The organism is Desulfocurvus sp. DL1XJH-121 (assembly GCF_054819825.1).
The window spans coordinates 116,226-134,303 of the sequence record NZ_JBTVWW010000004.1; the positions used below are offsets into that span (position 1 = coordinate 116,226).

The window sequence follows — 18,078 nt, forward strand, 5'->3', positions numbered from 1 at the left end:
CCTCCGGATCACGGGCATGCTATTGAGCGCGGGCCATGACCGGAAAGCTCTTCATGCTCCTCTTGCCGTTCTTCGTCCTCGTGGGCTCATGGACCGTTCTCGGGCCTTTGGGCCTTTTACCCGCCCATGCCCTGCGTTTCGCGCCCTGCGGCGTGGCCCTGGTCGCGGCCCTGGCCTGCTGGCGCTTTCGCCGCAGCCGCGCCGTTCCCGTGCTGGGCCTGGCCGTGTTGGCGGCCTGGTTCGCGGCGCAGGTTCCCGGGGGCGGGCCCCAGTCCCCCCTGGTGCGCGTGGTCTATCCGGCCTTCGCCCTGTGCGTGCCCCTGAACGTGCTCCTGGCCTCCCTGGTGGGCGACCGGGGGGTCTTCAATTCCAAAGGCCTGGGGCAGATGGCCCTGTACGGCGTCGAGGCCCTGGCGGTGCTCTTCGCGGCCAGCGGGGCCTTCGGGGCCTACGACGTCCAGGCCGCCACCGGGCTCAACGCGGGCCTGGACGCCCTCTTGCACTGGCGGGTCCTGCCCCCGGCCTGGGACGCCTGGACCCCGCTGCCCCAGCCCGCGCTCCTGGCCGGGCTGGCGGCCCTGGCGCTCTTGCAGATCAAGGCCCTGGTGCGCAACAGCCCCATGGACGGGGGCCTGGGCGCGGGGCTGGCTGGCATCCTGGCTTGCCTGCACGCCGCGTACGCCCCGGGCGGGCCCGAGGCCTGGGGCACGGCCGCGTGCCTAGCCCTGGCCGCGCCCCTGTTCCAGGAGTCCTACCGCATGGCCTTTTTGGACGAACTCACGGGCCTGCCCGCGCGCCGCGCCCTGATGGCTGACCTGGCGGGGTTGTCCGGGCGCTACAGCCTGGCCATGGCCGACGTGGACCATTTCAAGAAGTTCAACGACACCTACGGCCACGACGTGGGCGACGACGTGCTGCGCATGGTGGCCTCGCACCTGGGCGAGGTGGCCGGTGGCGGGCGCGCCTACCGCTACGGGGGCGAGGAGTTCACCCTGGTCTTCCCGCGCAAATCCGCGGACGAGGCCTATCCGCATACGGACGCGGCGCGCGAGGCCGTGGGCCGGGCGGGCTTCACCGTGCGCGGGCCGCGCAAGGGCGGGGGGAACGCCAAGAAGGGCAAGGGAGGCAAGGGGAGCAAGGCGGGCACCGTATCCGTGACCATCTCCATGGGCCTGGCCGAGTCGGGCGACGGGGCCGGACCGGCGGAGGTGCTCAAGGCCGCGGACAAGGCCCTGTACAAGGCCAAAAAGAAAGGGCGCAATCAGGTGGTCAAGGCGGGCTAGCAGACCGTCCCAACACAGTGATCTGCTTCGTTGCTGCGGAAAATGCGAACCCTCGCGTATAGGGAGTACAGCTCTGCTCTCGATATCTGTAAGGCTCGAAGATTCGCCTAACAGCTAGTCGGTCGTCGGTCTTGCATCTTACTATTTTTGAACGGTCTGCACGGCATTTTTTCAAACGCCTGCTAGAATATGAAGCTCAGCACTCCGGCCAGGGCCAGGCCCGCCACCACGGCGCGGCCTACCTGGCGTCCGGCCTCGTGGATCAGGGACTCGATGTCCCCGGCGGGGTCCGCCTGGGAGACGGCGAAATTCGGGGGGCCGAGAATCACGGCCGCCTGTTCCGAAACATCCGCACCCATGATCGCGTTGCACTCTGTGGACAGCATGACTTCCCTCGCTTTGCAGAAGTGGGTTTCCCCCCTGTATCCCGCGCGCGCCGACCGGGCAATGGGTTCACCGAAAAGTCACTTTCGCCACGTGTTCGCCTTGCGGGCACGGCGGCCCGGGCGTCCTGGGGACGCCCGGGCTTGTCCATACGGCTGTTGCGCGTTCCGAGTCCGCTAGATCTGGACCTCGGCGATGATCCGCGACAAGGCTTCCACTGTCGCTCGCAACTCGCGCACGTCGCCGGCCGCGGCGTCCATCTCCTCGGTCAGGTTCTCGGACGTCTCGCGCACGTCGCCCACGGATTCGTTGATGTGTTCGGTGGTGGCGGACTGCTCCTCCGCCGCCGTGGCAATGGCCTGCACCTGGTCCGTGACCCGGGAGGCCATTTCCAGGATTTCCTGCAGGGCCCGGCCCGAGGCCGTGGAGAGATCCCGGGTGCGATCCACGGCGTGGGAGGCCTGGCCCATGTTTTCGATGCTCAGGTGGGCCACCTCCTGGATGGAGGCGATGGAGTCGCCCACTTCCTTGGTGGCGCCCATGGTCTTCTCGGCCAGCTTGCGCACCTCGTCGGCCACCACGGCGAAACCCCGCCCCGCGTCGCCTGCGCGCGCGGCTTCGATGGCCGCGTTCAGCGCCAGGAGGTTGGTCTGGTCGGCGATGTCCGTGATCACGTTCATCACCGAGCCGATGCCCTCGGCGTATTCGCCCAGCTGCTCCAGGTGGCGGCGCAGGGTTTCGGTGCTCGTGCCCACTTCGTCCATGGCCTCGGTGGACTGGCGCACCACCTCCTCGCCCTGGCGGGCCTTGTCGCGGGACTGCTGGGCTCCCTCGGCCGAGCTGGAGGCGTTGCGGGCCACCTCCAGCACCGCCGCGGTCATCTGCTCCATGGCCGTGGCCGTGTCCACGGCGCGTTCTGTCTGGCGCCGCGCCGCCCGGGCGGCCTTGCCCAGGCGTTCGTCCAGCACGGCCGCGGCCCGGGCCGCCTCGCGGGAAACTTCGTCGGAGCGCTTGGCCGCCTCGGCCACGCGCTGGTTCTGGGCCACCAGCTCGGCTTCCTTGGCGCGCAGGGCCGTGCGGTCCTGATAGATGCACAGGGCGCCCATGAGTTCCCCTGCCAAGTCGAACAGGGGCGAGGCGTCGATGTGGATGGCGCGCTTGCCGCCCTTGCGGCCCACCAGTTCCACCTCCTTGCTGGTTACGGTGTGGTGCTCCAGGCTGTCGGCCAGCACGGTGCGCCGTTTCTCTCCGTAGAAGAACAGGGCCACGTTGTGCCCGTAGTGGTCCTCGGGCCGGCCGGTCTGTTCCAGGATGCGCATCAGCGAATCGTTGGTCTTGACCAGCACCTCGTCGGTGTCCACCACCACGTAGGGCGTGTCGATGCCGTTGAGCACCCCCTGGGCGAAGGAAAGCTGCCGTACCAGGGAATCCAGCATGGAATTCAGGGCTTCGGCCGTCTTGGCCTGCGCACAGCGGGCCGGGTCCAGCCGGGCGTAGTAGTCGCCGTCCAGGATTCTGCGCGAGAGGTCGGCCACGGCGCGGCATGCGGTTTTTGCGCGCAGCGATTGCAGGATGAGCGCGGCCGTCGTCCCCACCAGGGCGGCCGCCAGCACGATGGCGAGCGTATTCATGAAACAACTCCCTGTCTTGAGCGGTGATACCTCCATTGAGCGGCCAGCCGCAGGGCGGGAGGGTCCCACGTCTTCCGGCGAGCGGTTGGCTGCAAATCACATATTCGATGCAAGGCCTGAGCCATTTCTATAGGTGCTGACATATTTTAAATATTAAATAGGAAAGCAATATAATTGCGGTTGGTTGCAAATATATGCGTCAGGGCGTTCGGGACGCGGGCATAGAGAGGGAGTCTGAATTATCGGATAAAACAAAGGAATAGTCCGGGTTCCCGGACTGCGGGCGGCGCAAGAAGCGGCGCGGGGCAGGCCCCACGCCGCTTGGCGATTGATCAGGAAAGGCCTCGGGGGGCTATTGAGCGGCGGCCGGGGCCGCGGGCTCCGGCTCCTGGGGCGACGGCTGGACGGCGGGCCCGGCTTCGGGCTCGGCGGCCTCGGGTTCGGCCTCCGGCGTCGGGCGGCCCGTGGCCGCGTCCTGCACGGCCAGCACATAGGGCCGGTCCACGATCCACTGCTCATGCACCACGCGCAGGGACGGGGGCCGGTTTTCCCAGGCGTCCCAATACTTGCGCTGCATGCCCAGCACCAGGCGCGGTTGCTCGCGGGTCATGCGCTCGATGAGCTCCAGGTCCTGGGTCTCCAGGATGTTGTGGCCGCAGTAGTAGGTGTAGACCCCGGAGTAGATATTGTAGGCCACGGGCGTGTAGCCCCGGTCGATGTAGTTGCCCATGGTCTCGGCCTGGGCCTTGGGGCTCATGGCCCCGTCCAGGGAGGGCAGGGTGATCTGGGTCAGGGGCTGGATCCAGGCCGTGACCACCAGGGCCAGGACCAGGAGCGCCCCGCCCGGGGACATGGTCCGCGCGAAGCGGATCAGGATCGCCGCGGCCAGGGCCGAGGCCAGGGCCATCCACCACAGGCCCTTGATCTCGATGGGCCAGTCCACGAAATAGTTGCCGAAGGGCAGGCTCAGGGCCATGAACGCGAACAGCCCGCCTATCCAGAGGTACAGCCGCCGCACTCCGGTCTCGTTCATGCCCAGGAGCGCCCGCGCCGTGAGCAGCGCCAAAGGCGGGAACAGGGGCAGCAGGTAGACCACGATCTTGGTGGACAGGCTGGACAGCAGGATGAAGCCCGAGAGCGCGGCGATCCACAGCCAGGCCAGGCCCGGGTCGGCGGTCTTGCGGGAGCCGATTACACCCTTCCAGAAGCCCGCGCTGAACAGCCGCGTAAGCGGCAGGGCCGCGAGCACGAAGGTCCAGGGCAGCCAGGCCGCGGGCAGGGTGGCGAAGTAGTGCCAGAAGGGCTGCTCGTGGTGCGAGGCGTTCACGGCGCGGCGGTAGATCTGCTTGTAGAAGATATTCTCCACCAGCTCGCGCTCCCCGCCCAGCCAGGCCGCGCCCACCCAGGCCCCCAGGAGCAGCAGGCAGGCCAGGAGCCCCAGGCCCACGTCGCGGCGGAAAAAGCGCCGCGCGCGTCCGCGCCACAGGCAGTAGAGCAGACCCGTGAGCAGGGGGAAGACCAGGCCCAGGGGGCCCTTGGTCAGGGTGGCGACGCCGGCCAGGACAAAGGCGGCGATGGCCAAGCCCGTGGCCCGCTCGCGCTCCAGGGCCCGGAACAGGCAGACCTCCGAGGCCGTGATCAGGGCCGCGAACAGAAGGTCCATGCGCGAGTAGTGGGTCAGGCCCAGGAAATAGAAGCAGGTCAGCAGCACCAGACCGGCGGCCAGGCCGGTTTCGCGGCCCCCGCGCAGCACCAATCGGTTCAGAGCGCAGGTGGCCGCCAGGAACAGCAGGCCCGACAGGGCCGCCCCGGCCATGAACAGCGCGGGCACCGGGGCCTTGAACACGGGCAACAGCCCGGCCAGGAACCAGAAGTACACGGGGGGCTTGTCCGGATAGGGCACGCCGTTGAGGTACATGACCAGCCATTTGCCCGCCTGGGTCACGTGCTCGAAGACGTTGGCGTAGCGGATCTCGTCGGAGAACCACAGGGCCCGGCTGTCCAGGGCGAACACGGTCTGCAGGGCCAGGACGCCCAGGAGGAAGAACAGGGGCGCGAAGGCCGCGGCCGTGAACAGGCGGGTGAAGAGCTTATTCATGGTAGGGCGAATCCTTGCCCCCGCCGAATGCGTAGGTGGCCCATCCGGCCAGGGAGCCGAACATCCAGCCGAAGAGGACGTCCGAAGGGTAGTGGTGGTTGAGATAAATGCGCGAAAAACCCATGAAGGCCAGCAGCACGCCCAGCAGCAGGGAGTGCGGGAATCTGCGCACCCACAGGCCCAGGGCCAGGCAGGTGCCCGTGAATTCCGCAGTGTGGCCCGAGGGCAGGGAATGGTACAGGGAGTCCAGGGTCATGAAATGGTTGATGAACTCCCCGGTCTCGGGACGGGGGCGGCCCAGGCCCATCTTGACCAGGTTCACCAGGGCCAGGCAGACCACCAGCTGGACCACGATGTAGGTCAGCACGTAGCGCACGCGTCGCGAGTCGTTGCGCCACAGGCCGTGCACGAATATCCCGGCAAAGGCCAGGTACATGAAGGGGTTTCCCCAGTTGGTGGCCACGGAGAACGCCGATCCCAGCGCGGGCCAGTCGGCCTTGTGCAAACGGAAGAACTGGAGCACGTCCCGCTCGGGTCCGATGAGCAGGTACTCCAGGGCCAGGACGAAGAGCAGGGGGGCCGAGATCAGCAGGTAGTGCCCGGCCAAGGATGCGTATCGCATGCGTTCCCTATAGGGTACGGGGCCAGGCAAGGCAAGGAGCGGGGCGCAGGAAAAAAGGCTTCACAGCAAAACGCGCGACACGGTATACTGGCCCCGGACGCCCGCGCTTCCGGCGCGGCCCCTGGGAGGAGAAGCATGTACCGGACCTTTGTTTTGCTGCTCATAGTGGCCCTGGGGGCGGTGGCCTGGCTGCAGGAGACCCGCATCGCCGGCCTGGAGTCCCGCCTGGTCGCCCAGGGCGAGCGCCTGAGCGAGATCCAGGTCCGCCAGCAGGCCTCCGGGGACGTGGGCGGCCTGTTCGCCAAGCTCATCCTGGACAACCGCAAGACCATCCTGGACCTCAAGCGCAGCCGCGAGGTCACGGTCACGGCCTACAGCCCGCGCATGCGCGAGACCGATTCTACCCCCTACCTCACGGCCAGCAACAACCCCGTGCGCCAGGGCATCGTGGCCGTGTCGCGGGACCTGTTCGACTCGGGCTGGGTCTTTGGCCGCAAGATCTATCTGAAGGGTCTGGGCATGTTCACCATCGACGACCTCATGGCCCCGGAAAAGCGCAACCAGATCGACATCTTCATGTACGACACCGACTCCGCCCTGGGCTTCGGCAAGCGGACCCTGCGGGCCAGCCTGCTCGACAGTTAGCGGCGGCGCTCGTGTAATTATCGGCGTCCGGCAACGGGCGCATTTTTTTTGCGTGGGGAGTCAGGAGCGGGGCGGGGCCTTGCGGGAACCGTCGCCGTGGTAGTGGCGGTCCATGCCGCTTTGCCTGAGGTGGGCGCGGATTTTGAGGCGCACGCCCAGGCGCATGCCCAGCGCCACGCCCAGGATGTCCGCAGCCAGGCCGAGGAAGGACGGGGCCAGCTGCGGCACGAAGGCCCGGGCCACCTCCAGTCCCGCGCCCAGGAAGATCATGGTCCCGGCCCCGGTGATGGCCGCGCGGCGCGCGCCCAGGCCCAGCATGGGCAGCATTCCCAGCCAGGCGTAGGCCGCCAAATGCAGGAGCGCGCGCCCAAGGACCGGGGCGCTCTCCAGCCCGGGCGTCAGGGACGCCCAACCCACAACAGCCACCGAGGCGGCCCACAGGGCGAGTATCAGGGGATGGTTCCTGGACATGGCGCGGCCACCCTACGCCCGGCCGAAGGGAGGGGCAAGGCTGCCCGGAATTCCATGACCGACGGCCGTGGAGCCGGGGCGTCGAAGGTAGGGCTGCCTTTTGATGATGAGCTTGGCTGGTGCCCCAGGCTGCCCCAAAATGTGCGGATGCAAGGCGCAAGGACACCGCAAGACCGACGCGTATTCCACAATACGCGAGGGTTTGCGGTGTCCGCAGCAACGAAGCAGACGTGCGTTTTGGGGCAGCCTGGGGGCTAGGCGGCGCGGGTTTTGGCGTTGACGCTTAACTCATCGTCGACGTGCTTGACCTTCTCCAGCACGCGCACGAAGAGCTGCTTCAGGCGCACGAAGTCCTGCATGCGGTGGACGCCGCCCAGCTTGGCCATGGCGGCCACGTCCATGAATTCGTTGTACAGGTACGGGGTGTACAGCGGGTCCTGCCTCAGGAACATGAGCACGTGGTTCAGGACGCCCCGGATTTCCCCCTGGCGCTTGGCCGAATGCTGGAAGAGCTTGTAGAGGCGTTTTTGCACGGATTTGAGCGAGGTGGTCCAGGCCGCCAGGCGCGGCTTGAACACGGGCACGGACCTGGGGGCGCGCGCCGCGTCCAGGGCGTCGGTGAAGGTCCCGAGGCTGCCCTCCTCGGAATCCAGAAGGTTTTCGGCGTACAGGTCGTCCAGGCCCAGGGCCACGGAGCCCTTGATTTCCAAGCCGCCGCCGTAGAGGTTGAATACCGGGATGGCCATGCGCTGCACGTCGGCCTGCATGTCGCGCTGGGCCGTGACGTAGGACATGGCCGAGATGACTTCCTTGCCGTCCATGTTGGTCATGCGCACGTGGCGCTTGGGGTCGAAGTCGCGGCGCACGGTCTGGGCGTGGTGGCCGGCCACGTGGCTGCGTTCGCCCTTCCAGGCGAAGTCCTGGCCCGCCAGCACGATGCGCTCTGCCCCGCACCAGGCGAGGAAGCGCAACAGGGCCACGCTGACGTTGCCGCCCGCGTCGATGACGTGCTCGCGTTCCTTGATGATGAAGGTGGCCAGCCCGCCCAAGGTCCACATGGGGATGGCGGGGCCGGGATAGCGGCGCACAACCTCGGGCTGGACCTTGGTGGAGTAGATCAGCGGGATGCGCGAGGCCCAGTCCATGTCCAGGCGCTCGAAGACCCGCTGGATGCCCTGGCTGTAGTCGATGGCCATGCACAGGTGCGGGGTCAGGCCCTGGGCGTGCACCGCGGGCAGGGTCTGCAGGGCCGTGGCGTAGAAGGCTTGCCCGGGGTTCTGGGCCAGGGCCGGGCCGAATTCGGCCAGGGACGGGCCCGCGCCCAGGACCACGGCGGTCAGGCCCTTGGCCGCGCCCTCCAGGGAGTTTATGCTGCCGTTGGCGAAGGCCTGGCGGAAGTTGGCGATCTCGTTGTCCACCATGGTGTCCTGGCGGTTTCTGAGGGTCACCAGCTCCATGGCGATATTTTCCATGTTGCGCTTGGCCGTGGCCGACCATTTGGCGTATTCGGGGCCCATCTGGGAGCTGGGCAGGTCCGCGCGCAGCTGCACCGCGCCGTAGATGAACTGCAGGTCCAGCCGGCACAGGGCCTTGTACAGCACGGGCTCGTCGGGCGGCAGGAACCGCAGGCGGCCCTGGTTGATGAAGGGCGTGTAGTCCGTGAGGGCCAGGCAGGCCGCGAGCATCTCGGGCCGGGGCTCCATGACCAGCACCCCGTGCGAGGGCGGATGCGTGGTCAGCACGTGGTTCAGGCCGTAGCCCAGGTTGCAGCCGATGAGCACCGTGGCGCTTTTTTCGGCCTTTTCCGTAGGCTGCCAGCGATGATAGAAAAATTGGGGCGTCGCGTCGCCGAACAGGAGCTTGTTCTCGCCAAGGGGCAGGTCGAGCAGGCCGTGGCGGTTGGCCACCAGTTGCTTTTCCAGAGCGTTCGGGTCAGAATCCTGGCCCTTGAGCCAGGGCGCGACGGGAGAGCCCTTGGCTTCCAGGGCTTCGAGGTTCTTTTCCAGGTATTTGAACAGTTCCATGGTTTCGGCTCGCTGTACGGGTTTACGGTCTGGGTCGGCCAGGAAATGCAAGGACCCTGCCACCCGCGCAGGCCATTGGCCGGGCCTCAGGCCGGCCAGCGCGCTCCGTGGGGGCGAAAGTATAACAATCGGAAATATAATGATTTATGAGAACATCCTGCAGCTGACGGGCAAGACGCCCCTGGTGCGTCTGAACCGCGTGGCCCCTCCGGGAAGCGTCGAGTTTTTGGCGAAGGTCGAGTTCTTCAATCCCGGCGGGTCCATCAAGGACCGCGTGGCCTCGGCCATGATCGAGGCCGCCGAGGCCGCCGGGGAGCTGGCTCCGGGCAAGGTCATCATCGAGCCCACTTCGGGCAACACGGGCATCGGCCTGGCCATGGCCTGTGCGGTCAAGGGCTACAAGCTCAAGCTGCTCATGCCCGAGACCGCCTCGGAGGAGCGCAAGCGCATCATGCGCGCCTACGGGGCCGATATCGTGCTCACCGAGGGCCGCCTGGCCACGGACGGGGCCATCGAGGAGGCCTACCGCCTGGCCCGCGAGGAGCCCGAGACCTACGTGCTCATGGACCAGTACAACAACCCCGCCTGCATCGAGGCCCACCGCGCCAACACCGCGCGCGAGATCTGGGAGGCCACCGAGGGCAGGGTGACCCACGTGGTGGCCGCCCTGGGCACCTCGGGCACGGCCATGGGCCTGGTCAAGGGCCTCAAGGAATTTTCGCCCGAGGTGCGGGTGGTGGCGGTGGAGCCCTACGCCCGCCACAAGATCCAGGGTCTGAAGAACATGCAGGAGTCCTATCCCCCGGGCATCTACAACAAGCACATGCTGGACGACGTGGTGCACGTGGAGGACGAGGAGTCCTTCGAACTCTGCCGCCGCCTGGCGCGCGAGGAGGGGCTCCTCGTGGGCATGAGCTCGGGCGCGGCCATGGCCGGGGCCCTGAAGGTGGCCCAGGGCCTGGACAAGGGCTTGGTGGTGGTCATCATGCCCGACGGGGGCGAACGCTATCTGTCCACCACGCTGTTCGCCCAGCGCGAGGAGCGCGGGGTGCGCATCAGCGGCGCGGCAGGGGGCGACGCCTGCCTGACGGCGCGCGAGGGCGGCCTGTCCCTGTACACCGTGGGCCCGAGCCTGGACAACTGGGACGTTCCCGAGTTCTGGCGGCGCTTGGTGCTGCTGGACGTGCTGGCGCGCCGCCTGGAGCAGGACGGCGCCGAGGTCCGCGTGGCCGCCGGGCTGGCGGACCTGGACGACCGCACCATGGCCGCGGCCCGCGCCGCGCACATGCCGCGCGCGGTCTTCGCCGCCTCGGTGCGCGAGGACATCGAGGCCAGGGCCGCGCTGCTGGGCATGTCCGGGCGCGTGGTCTTCCCCCTGGCCGGGGAGTGCATGGACGCCTGCACGCGCCTGTGCGAAAAGCTCCTGGCCTCGGGCCTGGCCTACGAGAAGCTCCGAAGCGTGTATTTCGACGTGCTGCGCGACGCGGATTACGGGCGGCTCACGGACATGGACATGGACAAGCTCTCCCTGGGCAAGACCGTGGACCTGGCCGACTACGTGAAGGCCAACCCCCAGGACTTCACCCTGCTCAAGCGCGCCACCCTGCAGGACATCAAGGACGGCGAATTTTGGCAGACCAGCTGGGGCAACGTGCGGCCGAGCTGGTTCCTGCAGATGGCCTCCGCTGCGCTCTGCGCCCTGGGCGCGCCCGACGTGTTCCTGGGCGGCGAGGCCCATCGCTTCCCGCACATGGAGAACCTGCGCGCCCTGTGGGCCGCGGGCGGCGGGGGCGCGGGCTGCGCCTGGATGGCGGCCCGGCCCGTGGCCGAGCCCGAGGCCCACGGCGACAAGGCCGGGGACGCCTTCCCCCAGGCCAACCTGGGTGCGCTCCTGGCCGGGGGCTACGCCCCGGCGGCCCTGCGCATGTGGCTGATGTCCGCGGGCTATCACAAGCCCCTGGATTTCTCGCGCCCGACCCTGGAGATGTGGGCCAGGAACCAGCGCACCGTGCAGGACTTGGCCGCGTCCCTGGCGTCCCTGCCCGGAGGCGAGGGCGGGGGCGTGGGCCCGGAGGTGGAGCAGCTCCTGGTGGACGCCAAGGGCTCCCTGCGCGAGGCCCTGGACAAGGACCTGGCCCTGTACGCCTACTGGCCGGAACTGTTCGCCTTCTGCCGAGGCGTCAAGCGCCGCCTGGGCCAGGGCCGGTTGACCCTGGACGAGGCCCGGGCCTGCTCCGGGCGGCTGTCGTCCATGGACAAGGCCCTGGGCATCCTGGACGCCTCGGCCCTGCCCGTTTCGCCCACGGCCTGGCCGCGCGAGGCCGTGGACCTGGTGAACAGGCGCGAGGTGGCCCGGGCGGCCCGGGACTTCGCCCAGGCCGACGCCCTGCGCGACGAGCTGGCCAAGGCGGGCTGGCGCGTGGAGGATACGCCACAGGGAGCGCGCCTCTACGAAACCTAGCAGACCGCTGAAAAGCGGCGATCTGCTGCGTCGCTTCGCTGCTGCGAAAACTGCAAAACCTCGCGTACGGGGAGTACAGCTCTGCTCTCAATATCTGTAAGGCTCGAAGATTCGCCTAACAGCTAGTCGGTCGTCGGTCTTGCAGTTTCCTTGCGCCTTGCATCTCTCCATTTTTGAACGATCTGCTTGCTGGCCCTGCGATTCGTGAAAACAAAAAAGGCCGCGCTTTGCGCGGCCTTTTTTGCGTCGAGGGTCAGCCGCGGATGCCGAATTTCTGCATCTTGGCGTACAGGGTGTTTCGGCCGATGCCCAGGGCCCTGGCCGCGCGGCTGACGTTGCCCGAGTGGTAGCGCAGGGCCTCGCGGATGGTCTCGGCCTCCACGCTCTTGAGGCGGAATCCGCCCGCTTCCGGCTTCCGGGCTGCCCGGGGGGCCGCGTTCAGGTAGCCGGGCAGGTGCCGGGGTTCGATGATCCCGTCCTGCATGGTGTTCACCGCGTGCTCCACGCAGTTGAAGAGCTCGCGCACGTTGCCCGGCCATTGGTGACGCGCCAGGACCTCCATGAACTGCGCGTCCAGGCCCGCGAAGCGCAGGCCGAACTCCTCGCACAGCCGCCGCGCGTGGCGCTCGGCCAGCAGCGGCACGTCCTCGGACCGCTCGCGCAGCGGCGGGATGCGGATGCCCACCACGTTGATGCGGTAGTAGAGGTCCTCGCGGAAGGCGCTCTCGGCCACCAGCGCCGCCAAATCGCGGTTGGTGGCGGCCACGACCTTCACGTCCACGGCCAGGGGCCGCGTTCCGCCCACGGGCACCACGGCCCGTTCCTCCAGGGCCCGCAGCAGGTTGACCTGCATGCTCAGCGGCATCTCGGATATCTCGTCCAGGAACAGCACGCCTTTGTCGGCCTGCTGGAACTTGCCGCTGCGCCCCTTGCGGTCCGCGCCCGTGAAGGCCCCGCCGCAATAGCCGAAGAGTTCGCTCTGGATCAGCTTCTCGGGCAGCGCGCCGCAGTTCACGGCCACGAAGGGGCCGTTCGCGCGCGGCCCGGCCCGGTGGATGCCCCGGGCGAAGAGTTCCTTGCCCGTGCCCGATTCGCCCGTGAGCAGCACCGTGGACGGGGTCCTGGCCGCGTTGGCGGCCTTGCCGATGGCCTGGGCCATGATCCGGCTGCGGAACAGGATGTCCTCGAACCCCCTGGGCGCGCCGCCTTCCCCGCGTGCGTCGGACGGGAGGGCGTCGGGCTTGGCCGCGTCCCGGGGCTTGACGCGCTGGGGCTCGGACACGGAGATCACCGTGTCGCACCAGGTCCCGTCCGCCGCGAACACCGGCGCGGCCTGGGCCATGAGCCGGGGGTTGGTCAGGCATTTCAGGGGCACGGGTTCGGCCCGGGGCGAGTCGTGCTTTTGCCGGGCCAGGAACACGTCGAAGTCGAAGAACTCGTCGACCCTGCGCCCGCGCAGGCTCCCGGGCCGTCCCAGCAGGGATTCGGCCGCGCCGTTGGCCCCGCTGACGCGGCCCTGGCCGTCCACGGAGAGCATGCCCGTGAGCACGGAGTTGAACATGGCCGAGAACAGGGAGCAGAACCTGCCTTCCATGGCCGCCAGATGCTTGCGCCAAAGGCGTTTTTCCAGCTCCCTGGCCGCGCCCACCACCAGCCCGAAGGTCGTGGAGTGGTCGGATTCCATGGGCCCGGAGATGTCGAAGCAGCCCCAGACGGCGCCCAGGGGGTCGAAGACCGGGGCCGCGGTGCAGCCCCAGGGGTGGTGGCTGCGGCAGAAATGCTCTTCCCCGAAGACCTGCATGGGCCGCCCGGTGGCCAGGGCCGTGCCGATGGCGTTGGTGCCCACGCTGGACTCGCCCCAGTTGGCCCCGGGCCCGAAGTTCAGCCTGTCCGCCTGGCGCAGGGTGGAGAGGTCGCCGCAGGTGCGCGCCACGCGGCCCTTGGCGTCGGTGATGGTGATGAGCAGGTTCTTGCCCTTGATGGCCTTGTAGGTCTCGGCCTCGATGTCGCCGCCGATGTCCGTCAGCGTCGCGGTGAAGGGCGCCATGCGGCTCATGGGCGTGAAGTCCCAGCAGCTGCGCGGGTCCGGGTCCACATCCATCTCCCGGCAGCGCCGCCAGGAGTCCAGGAGCGCCTTGTCGGGCTGCGGGCCGCGCACGGCGCCCTTGTCCATGAACGCCTTCCACTGGACGTAGCCCACGCTGGGGGTCTTCACCCGCCGGGGGCCCGGGATGTCCGGGCTCTGCGGCGGATTCCCGGAGCCGTCCCGGCGTACGCCGAAGCCGTTCTTGTCCCTGTAGAGCGAGTACATGAATCTCTCCTGACTGACCGTTCGCGGTGCGTTCAGGGGCTATTCACCGGGCTGTCGAAGAGTCCTTGATGATCACTGGTTGTCCATCCCCGGGGCCGCGTCAAGTGTTCGATTTTCGAACATCGCCCGGGGCCGCCTTTGCGGCCATGGGCGCGTGCCGGGGGCCGTGTCCGTGGCGAGGGACTCTTCCCATATATATTTCATTGTGTACCGTTCTGGAACAGAAGGCAATGCGTATCCCGATCCTGATTTAATAATACAATGTAATTTATCGATTAATTTGGTGGCACCTGTGTTGCAATCGTTGCCATGTCATCTGCAACTACAGGAGGACCTGTCATGGCTCACGATGTGCTCATGCCCAAATGGGGCCTGACCATGAAGGAAGGAAAGATCGTCCGCTGGCTCAAGGCCGAAGGCGAGGCCGTGCAAAAGGGCGAGGCGCTGTTCGAGGTCGAGACGGACAAGATCACCAACGCGGTGGAGGCCGGGGCCGACGGGGTCCTGGCCCAGATCGTGGTTCCCGAGGGCGAGGTGGCCCCGGTGCAGGCCGTGGTGGGCGTCATCGCCGCGCCCGGCGAGGCTGTGGAGCGCGTGGCCCCGGGGGTTGCGGCCTCCGAGGCCCCGGCCGAACAGCGGGTCGCCCCGGCGGCCAGGGCCGGGGACGGGGAATTCGTCCCGGCCATGCCCGCGGCGCGCAGGCTGGCCAGGGAGCTGGGCGTGGACCTGGCCGCCGTGGTGGGCACCGGCCCGGACGGGCGCGTCACCGCCAAGGACGTGCAGGCCGCGGCCGGCGCCGGGCCGCGGGTCAACGCCAGCCCCCAGGCCGTGCAGTTCGCCCGGGAAAAGGGCCTGGACCTGGCCCTGGTGCAGGGCAGCGGCGAGGGCGGGCGCATCACCAAGGCCGACATCCTGCGGGCCATGAACCCGGCCTACAGCGCGGGCCGGTCCGCCGCGCCCGCCCAGGCCCCGGCTCCGGCCCCGGCCGCTTCGGCGTCCGGTCCCGCCCCCGCCCCCGCGCCCGGGGAGGACACGCTGCTGCCCATGGAGGGCATGCGCAAGCTCATCGCGGACAACATGCACGCCAGCCTGGCGGGCGCGGCCCAGCTCACGGCCTTCGTGGAGGCCGACGTCACGCCCATGGTGGAGCTGCGCGACGCCCTGCGCGGGCGCAACCGCAGCAATCCCGACTACCGCATGTCCTACAACGACATCATCTGCTTTGCCGTGTGCCGGGCCCTCAAGCGGCACCCCATGCTGAACTCCACCCTGGGCGAGGAGGGCATCCGCCTGCACGGGAACGTGAACCTGGGCGTGGCCGTGGCCCTGGACCAGGGGCTCATCGTGCCCAACGTCAAGGGCGCGGACGCCTATTCCCTGGAGGAGCTGTCCGTGCGCGTGCGCGACGTGGCGGGCCGGGCCAGGCACGGCGGCCTGACCATGGACGAGATCAGCGGCGGCACCTTCACCATCACCAACGTCAGCATGCTCGGCGTGGACGGCTTCACCCCGATCCTCAACCCGCCGGAGACGGGCATCCTGGGCGTGGGCCGCGTGGTGGAGAAGCCTGCGGTGCTTGGGGGCGAGGTCCGCGTGCGCAGCATGATGACCCTGTCCCTGACCTTCAACCACATGGTGGCCGACGGCGCGCCGGCCATGAACTTCCTGCGCGATCTGGCGGACATGCTGGAGAACCCGGCGCTCATGTTGGCCTAGGAGGCAACCATGCGGACCAAGCGATTCGCCATCGAGCTGGGCTACGGCGCGGACCTGCACGGCCAGGACATGACCAAGGCCGCCCTGCGCGCGGTCAGGGACGCCGTGTCCCGTGTCTGCCTGTGCGGCATCCTGGAGATCTGCGGCCGGGACCGCTTCCAGGGGGTGCGGGTGCACGCCCTGGTGGCTGTTCCCGAGCCCGGTGCCGTGGACCGCGAGGCCCTGCTCGAAGCCATTCCCATCGGCGAGAAGTCCCTGGAGCTGGTCCGGGGCGGGCTCCTGGCCCCGGGCCTGGAGGTCCCCTGCTTCGGCCCCGGGGTCAGCAACATCGTCATGGCCTGCGCCGCGCTCACCGTGTCCCTGGAGGACGCGGGGGCGGACCAGGGCCCTGCGAACGGAATACAGTCCTGCGGGTGCTCCGCGGGGAACGCATAACGGAGGTGGAACAATGAGTCCCGACAAGAAGACACGGGTGAGGATGTACGAGACCATGCTCAAAATCCGCACGTTCGAGACCAAGCTGCAGGAATTCTTCGCGGCTGGCGAGATCCCCGGATTCGTGCACCTCTACATCGGCGAGGAGGCGGTGGCCACGGGCGCGTGCGCCGGGCTGACCAGGGAGGACAGGATCACCAGCACCCACCGCGGCCACGGGCATCTGCTGGCCAAGGGCGGGGACGTGAAGCAGATGATGGCCGAGATCTTCGGCCGCAGGAACGGCTACTGCAAGGGCAAGGGCGGGTCCATGCACATCGCGGACTTCGACTTGGGCATCCTGGGCGCCAACGGCATCGTGGGCGGGGGCGGCCCCCTGGCCCTGGGCTCGGCCCTGGCCGCCAAGTACACCAAGTCCGATTCCGTGACCGTCTGCTTCTTCGGCGACGGGGCCTCCAACCAGGGCACCACCCAGGAGGCCCTGAACATGGCCAGCGCCTGGAAGCTGCCCCTGGTCTTCGTCAACGAGAACAACGGCTACGGCATCTCCTGCCCGCAGTGCAAGTCCATGGCCGTGGTGGACATCGCGGACCGCGCCGCGGCCTACGACATGCCCGGCGTGGTGGTGGACGGCAACGACGTGTTGGCCGTGTACGAGGCCGTTACCGAGGCCGTGAAGCGGGCGCGCAAGGGCGAGGGCCCGTCCCTCATCGAATGCAAGACCTACCGCTGGCGCGGCCATTTCGAAGGCGACGCCTGCGTCTACCGCAGCGACGAGGAGCTCGACGAGTGGGTGGCCAAGGACCCCATTCCGCGCTTCGAGGACAAGCTCGTGGAGAGCGGCACCCTGACCGGGAAGGCCGTCAAGGAGATCAGGGCCCGCATCGAGCAGGAAGTGGCCGACGCCGTGGACCACGCCAAGGCCAGCCCCCTGCCCGATGCCGCGGAGCTGCTGGACGACGTCTACGCCTAGGCCGCGCGGACGCGATTCCCAATCCAAAACGCTACGGAGGGACGATATGTCCAAGAAAAGCTATCTGCAGGCCTTGAACGAGGCCCTCAGACAGGAGATGGAGCAGGACGAGCGGGTCTTCATCATCGGCGAGGACGTGGGCCAGTTCGGCGGCTGCTTCGGCGTGACCCAGGGGCTCTTCGACCAGTTCGGGGAGGAGCGCGTGCGCGACACCCCCATCACCGAGAGCGCCATCGTGGGCACGGCTGCGGGCGCCGCGGCCAGCGGGCTGCGCCCCGTGGCAGAATTGATGTTCGTGGACTTCATCGGCGTGGCCCTGGACCAGCTGTTCAACCAGGCCGCCAAGATGCGCTTCATGTTCGGGGGCAAGGCCAAGGTGCCCATGACCCTGCGCATGCCCCAGGGCGCGGGCATCGGCGCGGCGGCCCAGCATTCCCAGTCCCTGGAGTCGTGGTTCATGCACGTGCCCGGGCTGAAGGTGGTCATGCCGTCCACGCCCTACGACGCCAAGGGCCTGCTCGTCTCCGCCATGCGCGACGACAATCCCGTGGTCTTCCTGGAGCACAAGCTGCTCTACGGCATGGAGGGCGAGGTGCCCGACGAGAGCTACGCCATCGAGCTGGGCAAGGCCGACGTCAAGCGCGAGGGCGCGGACGTGACCGTGGTGGCCACCTCCCAGATGGTGCACACGGCCCTGGCGGCCGCGGACAAGCTGGCCGCGGACGGCCTGTCCGTGGAGGTGGTGGACCCGCGCTGCCTGCAGCCCCTGGACGCGGAAACCATCCTCGAATCCGTGAGGAAGACCCACGCCCTGGTGGTGGCCCACGAGGCCGTGGGCTTCGCCGGGCCCGGGGCGGAGATCGCGGCCATGGTGGCCGAGAACGCCCTGGACTACCTGGACGCGCCCATCCGCAGGGTGGCCGCGCCCTTCTGCCCGGTGCCCTTCTCCCCGCCCCTGGAGCAGGCCTACATCCCCGGGGTCGAGGACATCGTGGCCGCGGTCAAGTCCATCCGCTGAGACACC

Annotated in this window: 14 protein-coding genes; 7 read left to right on the forward strand and 7 right to left on the reverse strand. The window is 68.4% G+C overall.

Translation table 11 applies throughout. The annotated features are described in order from the left end of the window. The first annotated feature begins 35 nt into the window (after positions 1 to 35). Positions 36 to 1,283: a sensor domain-containing diguanylate cyclase gene (locus ACYYG1_RS04490; protein ID WP_461209088.1), complete on the forward strand. Its 1,248-nt coding sequence runs from the start codon at positions 36 to 38 to the stop codon at positions 1,281 to 1,283. A gap of 182 nt (positions 1,284 to 1,465) precedes the next feature. Here the strand turns inward: ACYYG1_RS04490 and ACYYG1_RS04495 are convergent, their stop codons facing one another. The 4 genes from ACYYG1_RS04495 to ACYYG1_RS04510 all read right to left on the reverse strand — a co-directional run bounded on the left by ACYYG1_RS04495 (position 1,466) and on the right by ACYYG1_RS04510 (position 6,018). Further along, positions 1,466 to 1,669: a hypothetical protein gene (locus ACYYG1_RS04495; RefSeq protein ID WP_461209089.1), complete on the reverse strand. Its 204-nt coding sequence runs from the start codon at positions 1,667 to 1,669 to the stop codon at positions 1,466 to 1,468. Positions 1,670 to 1,843: 174 nt separating this feature from the next. Beyond that, on the reverse strand, positions 1,844 to 3,298 hold the full coding sequence (locus ACYYG1_RS04500; protein WP_461209090.1) for a methyl-accepting chemotaxis protein: 1,455 nt from the start codon (positions 3,296 to 3,298) through the stop codon (positions 1,844 to 1,846). A gap of 352 nt (positions 3,299 to 3,650) precedes the next feature. Beyond that, on the reverse strand, positions 3,651 to 5,396 hold the full coding sequence (locus ACYYG1_RS04505) for an ArnT family glycosyltransferase (RefSeq protein WP_461209091.1): 1,746 nt from the start codon (positions 5,394 to 5,396) through the stop codon (positions 3,651 to 3,653). Then, positions 5,389 to 6,018: a phosphatase PAP2 family protein gene (locus ACYYG1_RS04510; RefSeq protein WP_461209092.1), complete on the reverse strand. Its 630-nt coding sequence runs from the start codon at positions 6,016 to 6,018 to the stop codon at positions 5,389 to 5,391. Before ACYYG1_RS04510 ends, ACYYG1_RS04505 begins: the two co-directional genes overlap by 8 nt. Before the next feature lie 135 nt (positions 6,019 to 6,153). On the opposite strand from ACYYG1_RS04510, the gene ACYYG1_RS04515 reads away from it, so the two are divergent. Next, a complete protein-coding gene (locus tag ACYYG1_RS04515; protein WP_461209093.1) occupies positions 6,154 to 6,663 on the forward strand; it encodes a 3D domain-containing protein in 510 nt (169 codons plus the stop codon). 60 nt (positions 6,664 to 6,723) lie between these two features. On the opposite strand, the gene ACYYG1_RS04520 is transcribed toward ACYYG1_RS04515, so the two are convergent. Continuing rightward, positions 6,724 to 7,134: a VanZ family protein gene (locus ACYYG1_RS04520; protein ID WP_461209094.1), complete on the reverse strand. Its 411-nt coding sequence runs from the start codon at positions 7,132 to 7,134 to the stop codon at positions 6,724 to 6,726. 254 nt (positions 7,135 to 7,388) lie between these two features. After that, a complete protein-coding gene (locus tag ACYYG1_RS04525; protein ID WP_461209095.1) occupies positions 7,389 to 9,158 on the reverse strand; it encodes a motility associated factor glycosyltransferase family protein in 1,770 nt (589 codons plus the stop codon). Positions 9,159 to 9,297: 139 nt separating this feature from the next. On the opposite strand from ACYYG1_RS04525, the gene ACYYG1_RS04530 reads away from it, so the two are divergent. After that, a complete protein-coding gene (locus tag ACYYG1_RS04530; protein WP_461209096.1) occupies positions 9,298 to 11,619 on the forward strand; it encodes a cysteine synthase in 2,322 nt (773 codons plus the stop codon). A 253-nt stretch (positions 11,620 to 11,872) separates the two neighbouring features. On the opposite strand, the gene ACYYG1_RS04535 is transcribed toward ACYYG1_RS04530, so the two are convergent. Further along, positions 11,873 to 13,930, reverse strand: coding sequence for a sigma-54-dependent Fis family transcriptional regulator (locus ACYYG1_RS04535; RefSeq protein ID WP_461209097.1), 2,058 nt, complete (start codon positions 13,928 to 13,930; stop codon positions 11,873 to 11,875). 339 nt (positions 13,931 to 14,269) lie between these two features. Between ACYYG1_RS04535 and ACYYG1_RS04540 the strand changes: the two genes are divergently transcribed. From ACYYG1_RS04540 to ACYYG1_RS04555, 4 genes are read left to right on the forward strand one after another with little or no spacing between them, the layout of a single operon-like run. Further along, positions 14,270 to 15,646, forward strand: a complete 1,377-nt coding sequence (locus ACYYG1_RS04540; protein WP_461209098.1) for a dihydrolipoamide acetyltransferase family protein — start codon at positions 14,270 to 14,272, stop codon at positions 15,644 to 15,646. A gap of 9 nt (positions 15,647 to 15,655) precedes the next feature. Continuing rightward, the gene (locus ACYYG1_RS04545) at positions 15,656 to 16,081 is read left to right on the forward strand and encodes a Lin0512 family protein (RefSeq protein WP_461209099.1); all 426 of its coding nucleotides are present in this window, start codon (positions 15,656 to 15,658) and stop codon (positions 16,079 to 16,081) included. A gap of 13 nt (positions 16,082 to 16,094) precedes the next feature. Continuing rightward, the gene (locus ACYYG1_RS04550; RefSeq protein ID WP_461209100.1) at positions 16,095 to 17,054 is read left to right on the forward strand and encodes a thiamine pyrophosphate-dependent dehydrogenase E1 component subunit alpha; all 960 of its coding nucleotides are present in this window, start codon (positions 16,095 to 16,097) and stop codon (positions 17,052 to 17,054) included. Positions 17,055 to 17,100: 46 nt separating this feature from the next. Next, positions 17,101 to 18,072 (forward strand): alpha-ketoacid dehydrogenase subunit beta, encoded by a 972-nt coding sequence (locus tag ACYYG1_RS04555; protein ID WP_461209101.1) that lies wholly within the window; start codon positions 17,101 to 17,103, stop codon positions 18,070 to 18,072. Positions 18,073 to 18,078 lie beyond the last annotated feature (6 nt).

Excerpts from the sequence above, each read along its gene's own strand:
- ACYYG1_RS04520 (WP_461209094.1), bottom strand. The coding sequence starts at position 7,134 with ATGTCCAGGAACCATCCCCTGATACTCGCCCTGTGGGCCGCCTCGGTG.
- ACYYG1_RS04540 (WP_461209098.1), top strand. The coding sequence starts at position 14,270 with ATGGCTCACGATGTGCTCATGCCCAAATGGGGCCTGACCATGAAGGAA.
- ACYYG1_RS04535 (WP_461209097.1), bottom strand. The coding sequence starts at position 13,930 with ATGTACTCGCTCTACAGGGACAAGAACGGCTTCGGCGTACGCCGGGAC.
- ACYYG1_RS04545 (WP_461209099.1), top strand. The coding sequence starts at position 15,656 with ATGCGGACCAAGCGATTCGCCATCGAGCTGGGCTACGGCGCGGACCTG.
- ACYYG1_RS04505 (WP_461209091.1), bottom strand. The coding sequence starts at position 5,396 with ATGAATAAGCTCTTCACCCGCCTGTTCACGGCCGCGGCCTTCGCGCCC.
- ACYYG1_RS04495 (WP_461209089.1), bottom strand. The coding sequence starts at position 1,669 with ATGCTGTCCACAGAGTGCAACGCGATCATGGGTGCGGATGTTTCGGAA.
- ACYYG1_RS04530 (WP_461209096.1), top strand. The coding sequence starts at position 9,298 with ATGATTTATGAGAACATCCTGCAGCTGACGGGCAAGACGCCCCTGGTG.
- ACYYG1_RS04515 (WP_461209093.1), top strand. The coding sequence starts at position 6,154 with ATGTACCGGACCTTTGTTTTGCTGCTCATAGTGGCCCTGGGGGCGGTG.
- ACYYG1_RS04555 (WP_461209101.1), top strand. The coding sequence starts at position 17,101 with ATGTCCAAGAAAAGCTATCTGCAGGCCTTGAACGAGGCCCTCAGACAG.
- ACYYG1_RS04550 (WP_461209100.1), top strand. The coding sequence starts at position 16,095 with ATGAGTCCCGACAAGAAGACACGGGTGAGGATGTACGAGACCATGCTC.
- ACYYG1_RS04500 (WP_461209090.1), bottom strand. The coding sequence starts at position 3,298 with ATGAATACGCTCGCCATCGTGCTGGCGGCCGCCCTGGTGGGGACGACG.
- ACYYG1_RS04510 (WP_461209092.1), bottom strand. The coding sequence starts at position 6,018 with ATGCGATACGCATCCTTGGCCGGGCACTACCTGCTGATCTCGGCCCCC.
- ACYYG1_RS04490 (WP_461209088.1), top strand. The coding sequence starts at position 36 with ATGACCGGAAAGCTCTTCATGCTCCTCTTGCCGTTCTTCGTCCTCGTG.
- ACYYG1_RS04525 (WP_461209095.1), bottom strand. The coding sequence starts at position 9,158 with ATGGAACTGTTCAAATACCTGGAAAAGAACCTCGAAGCCCTGGAAGCC.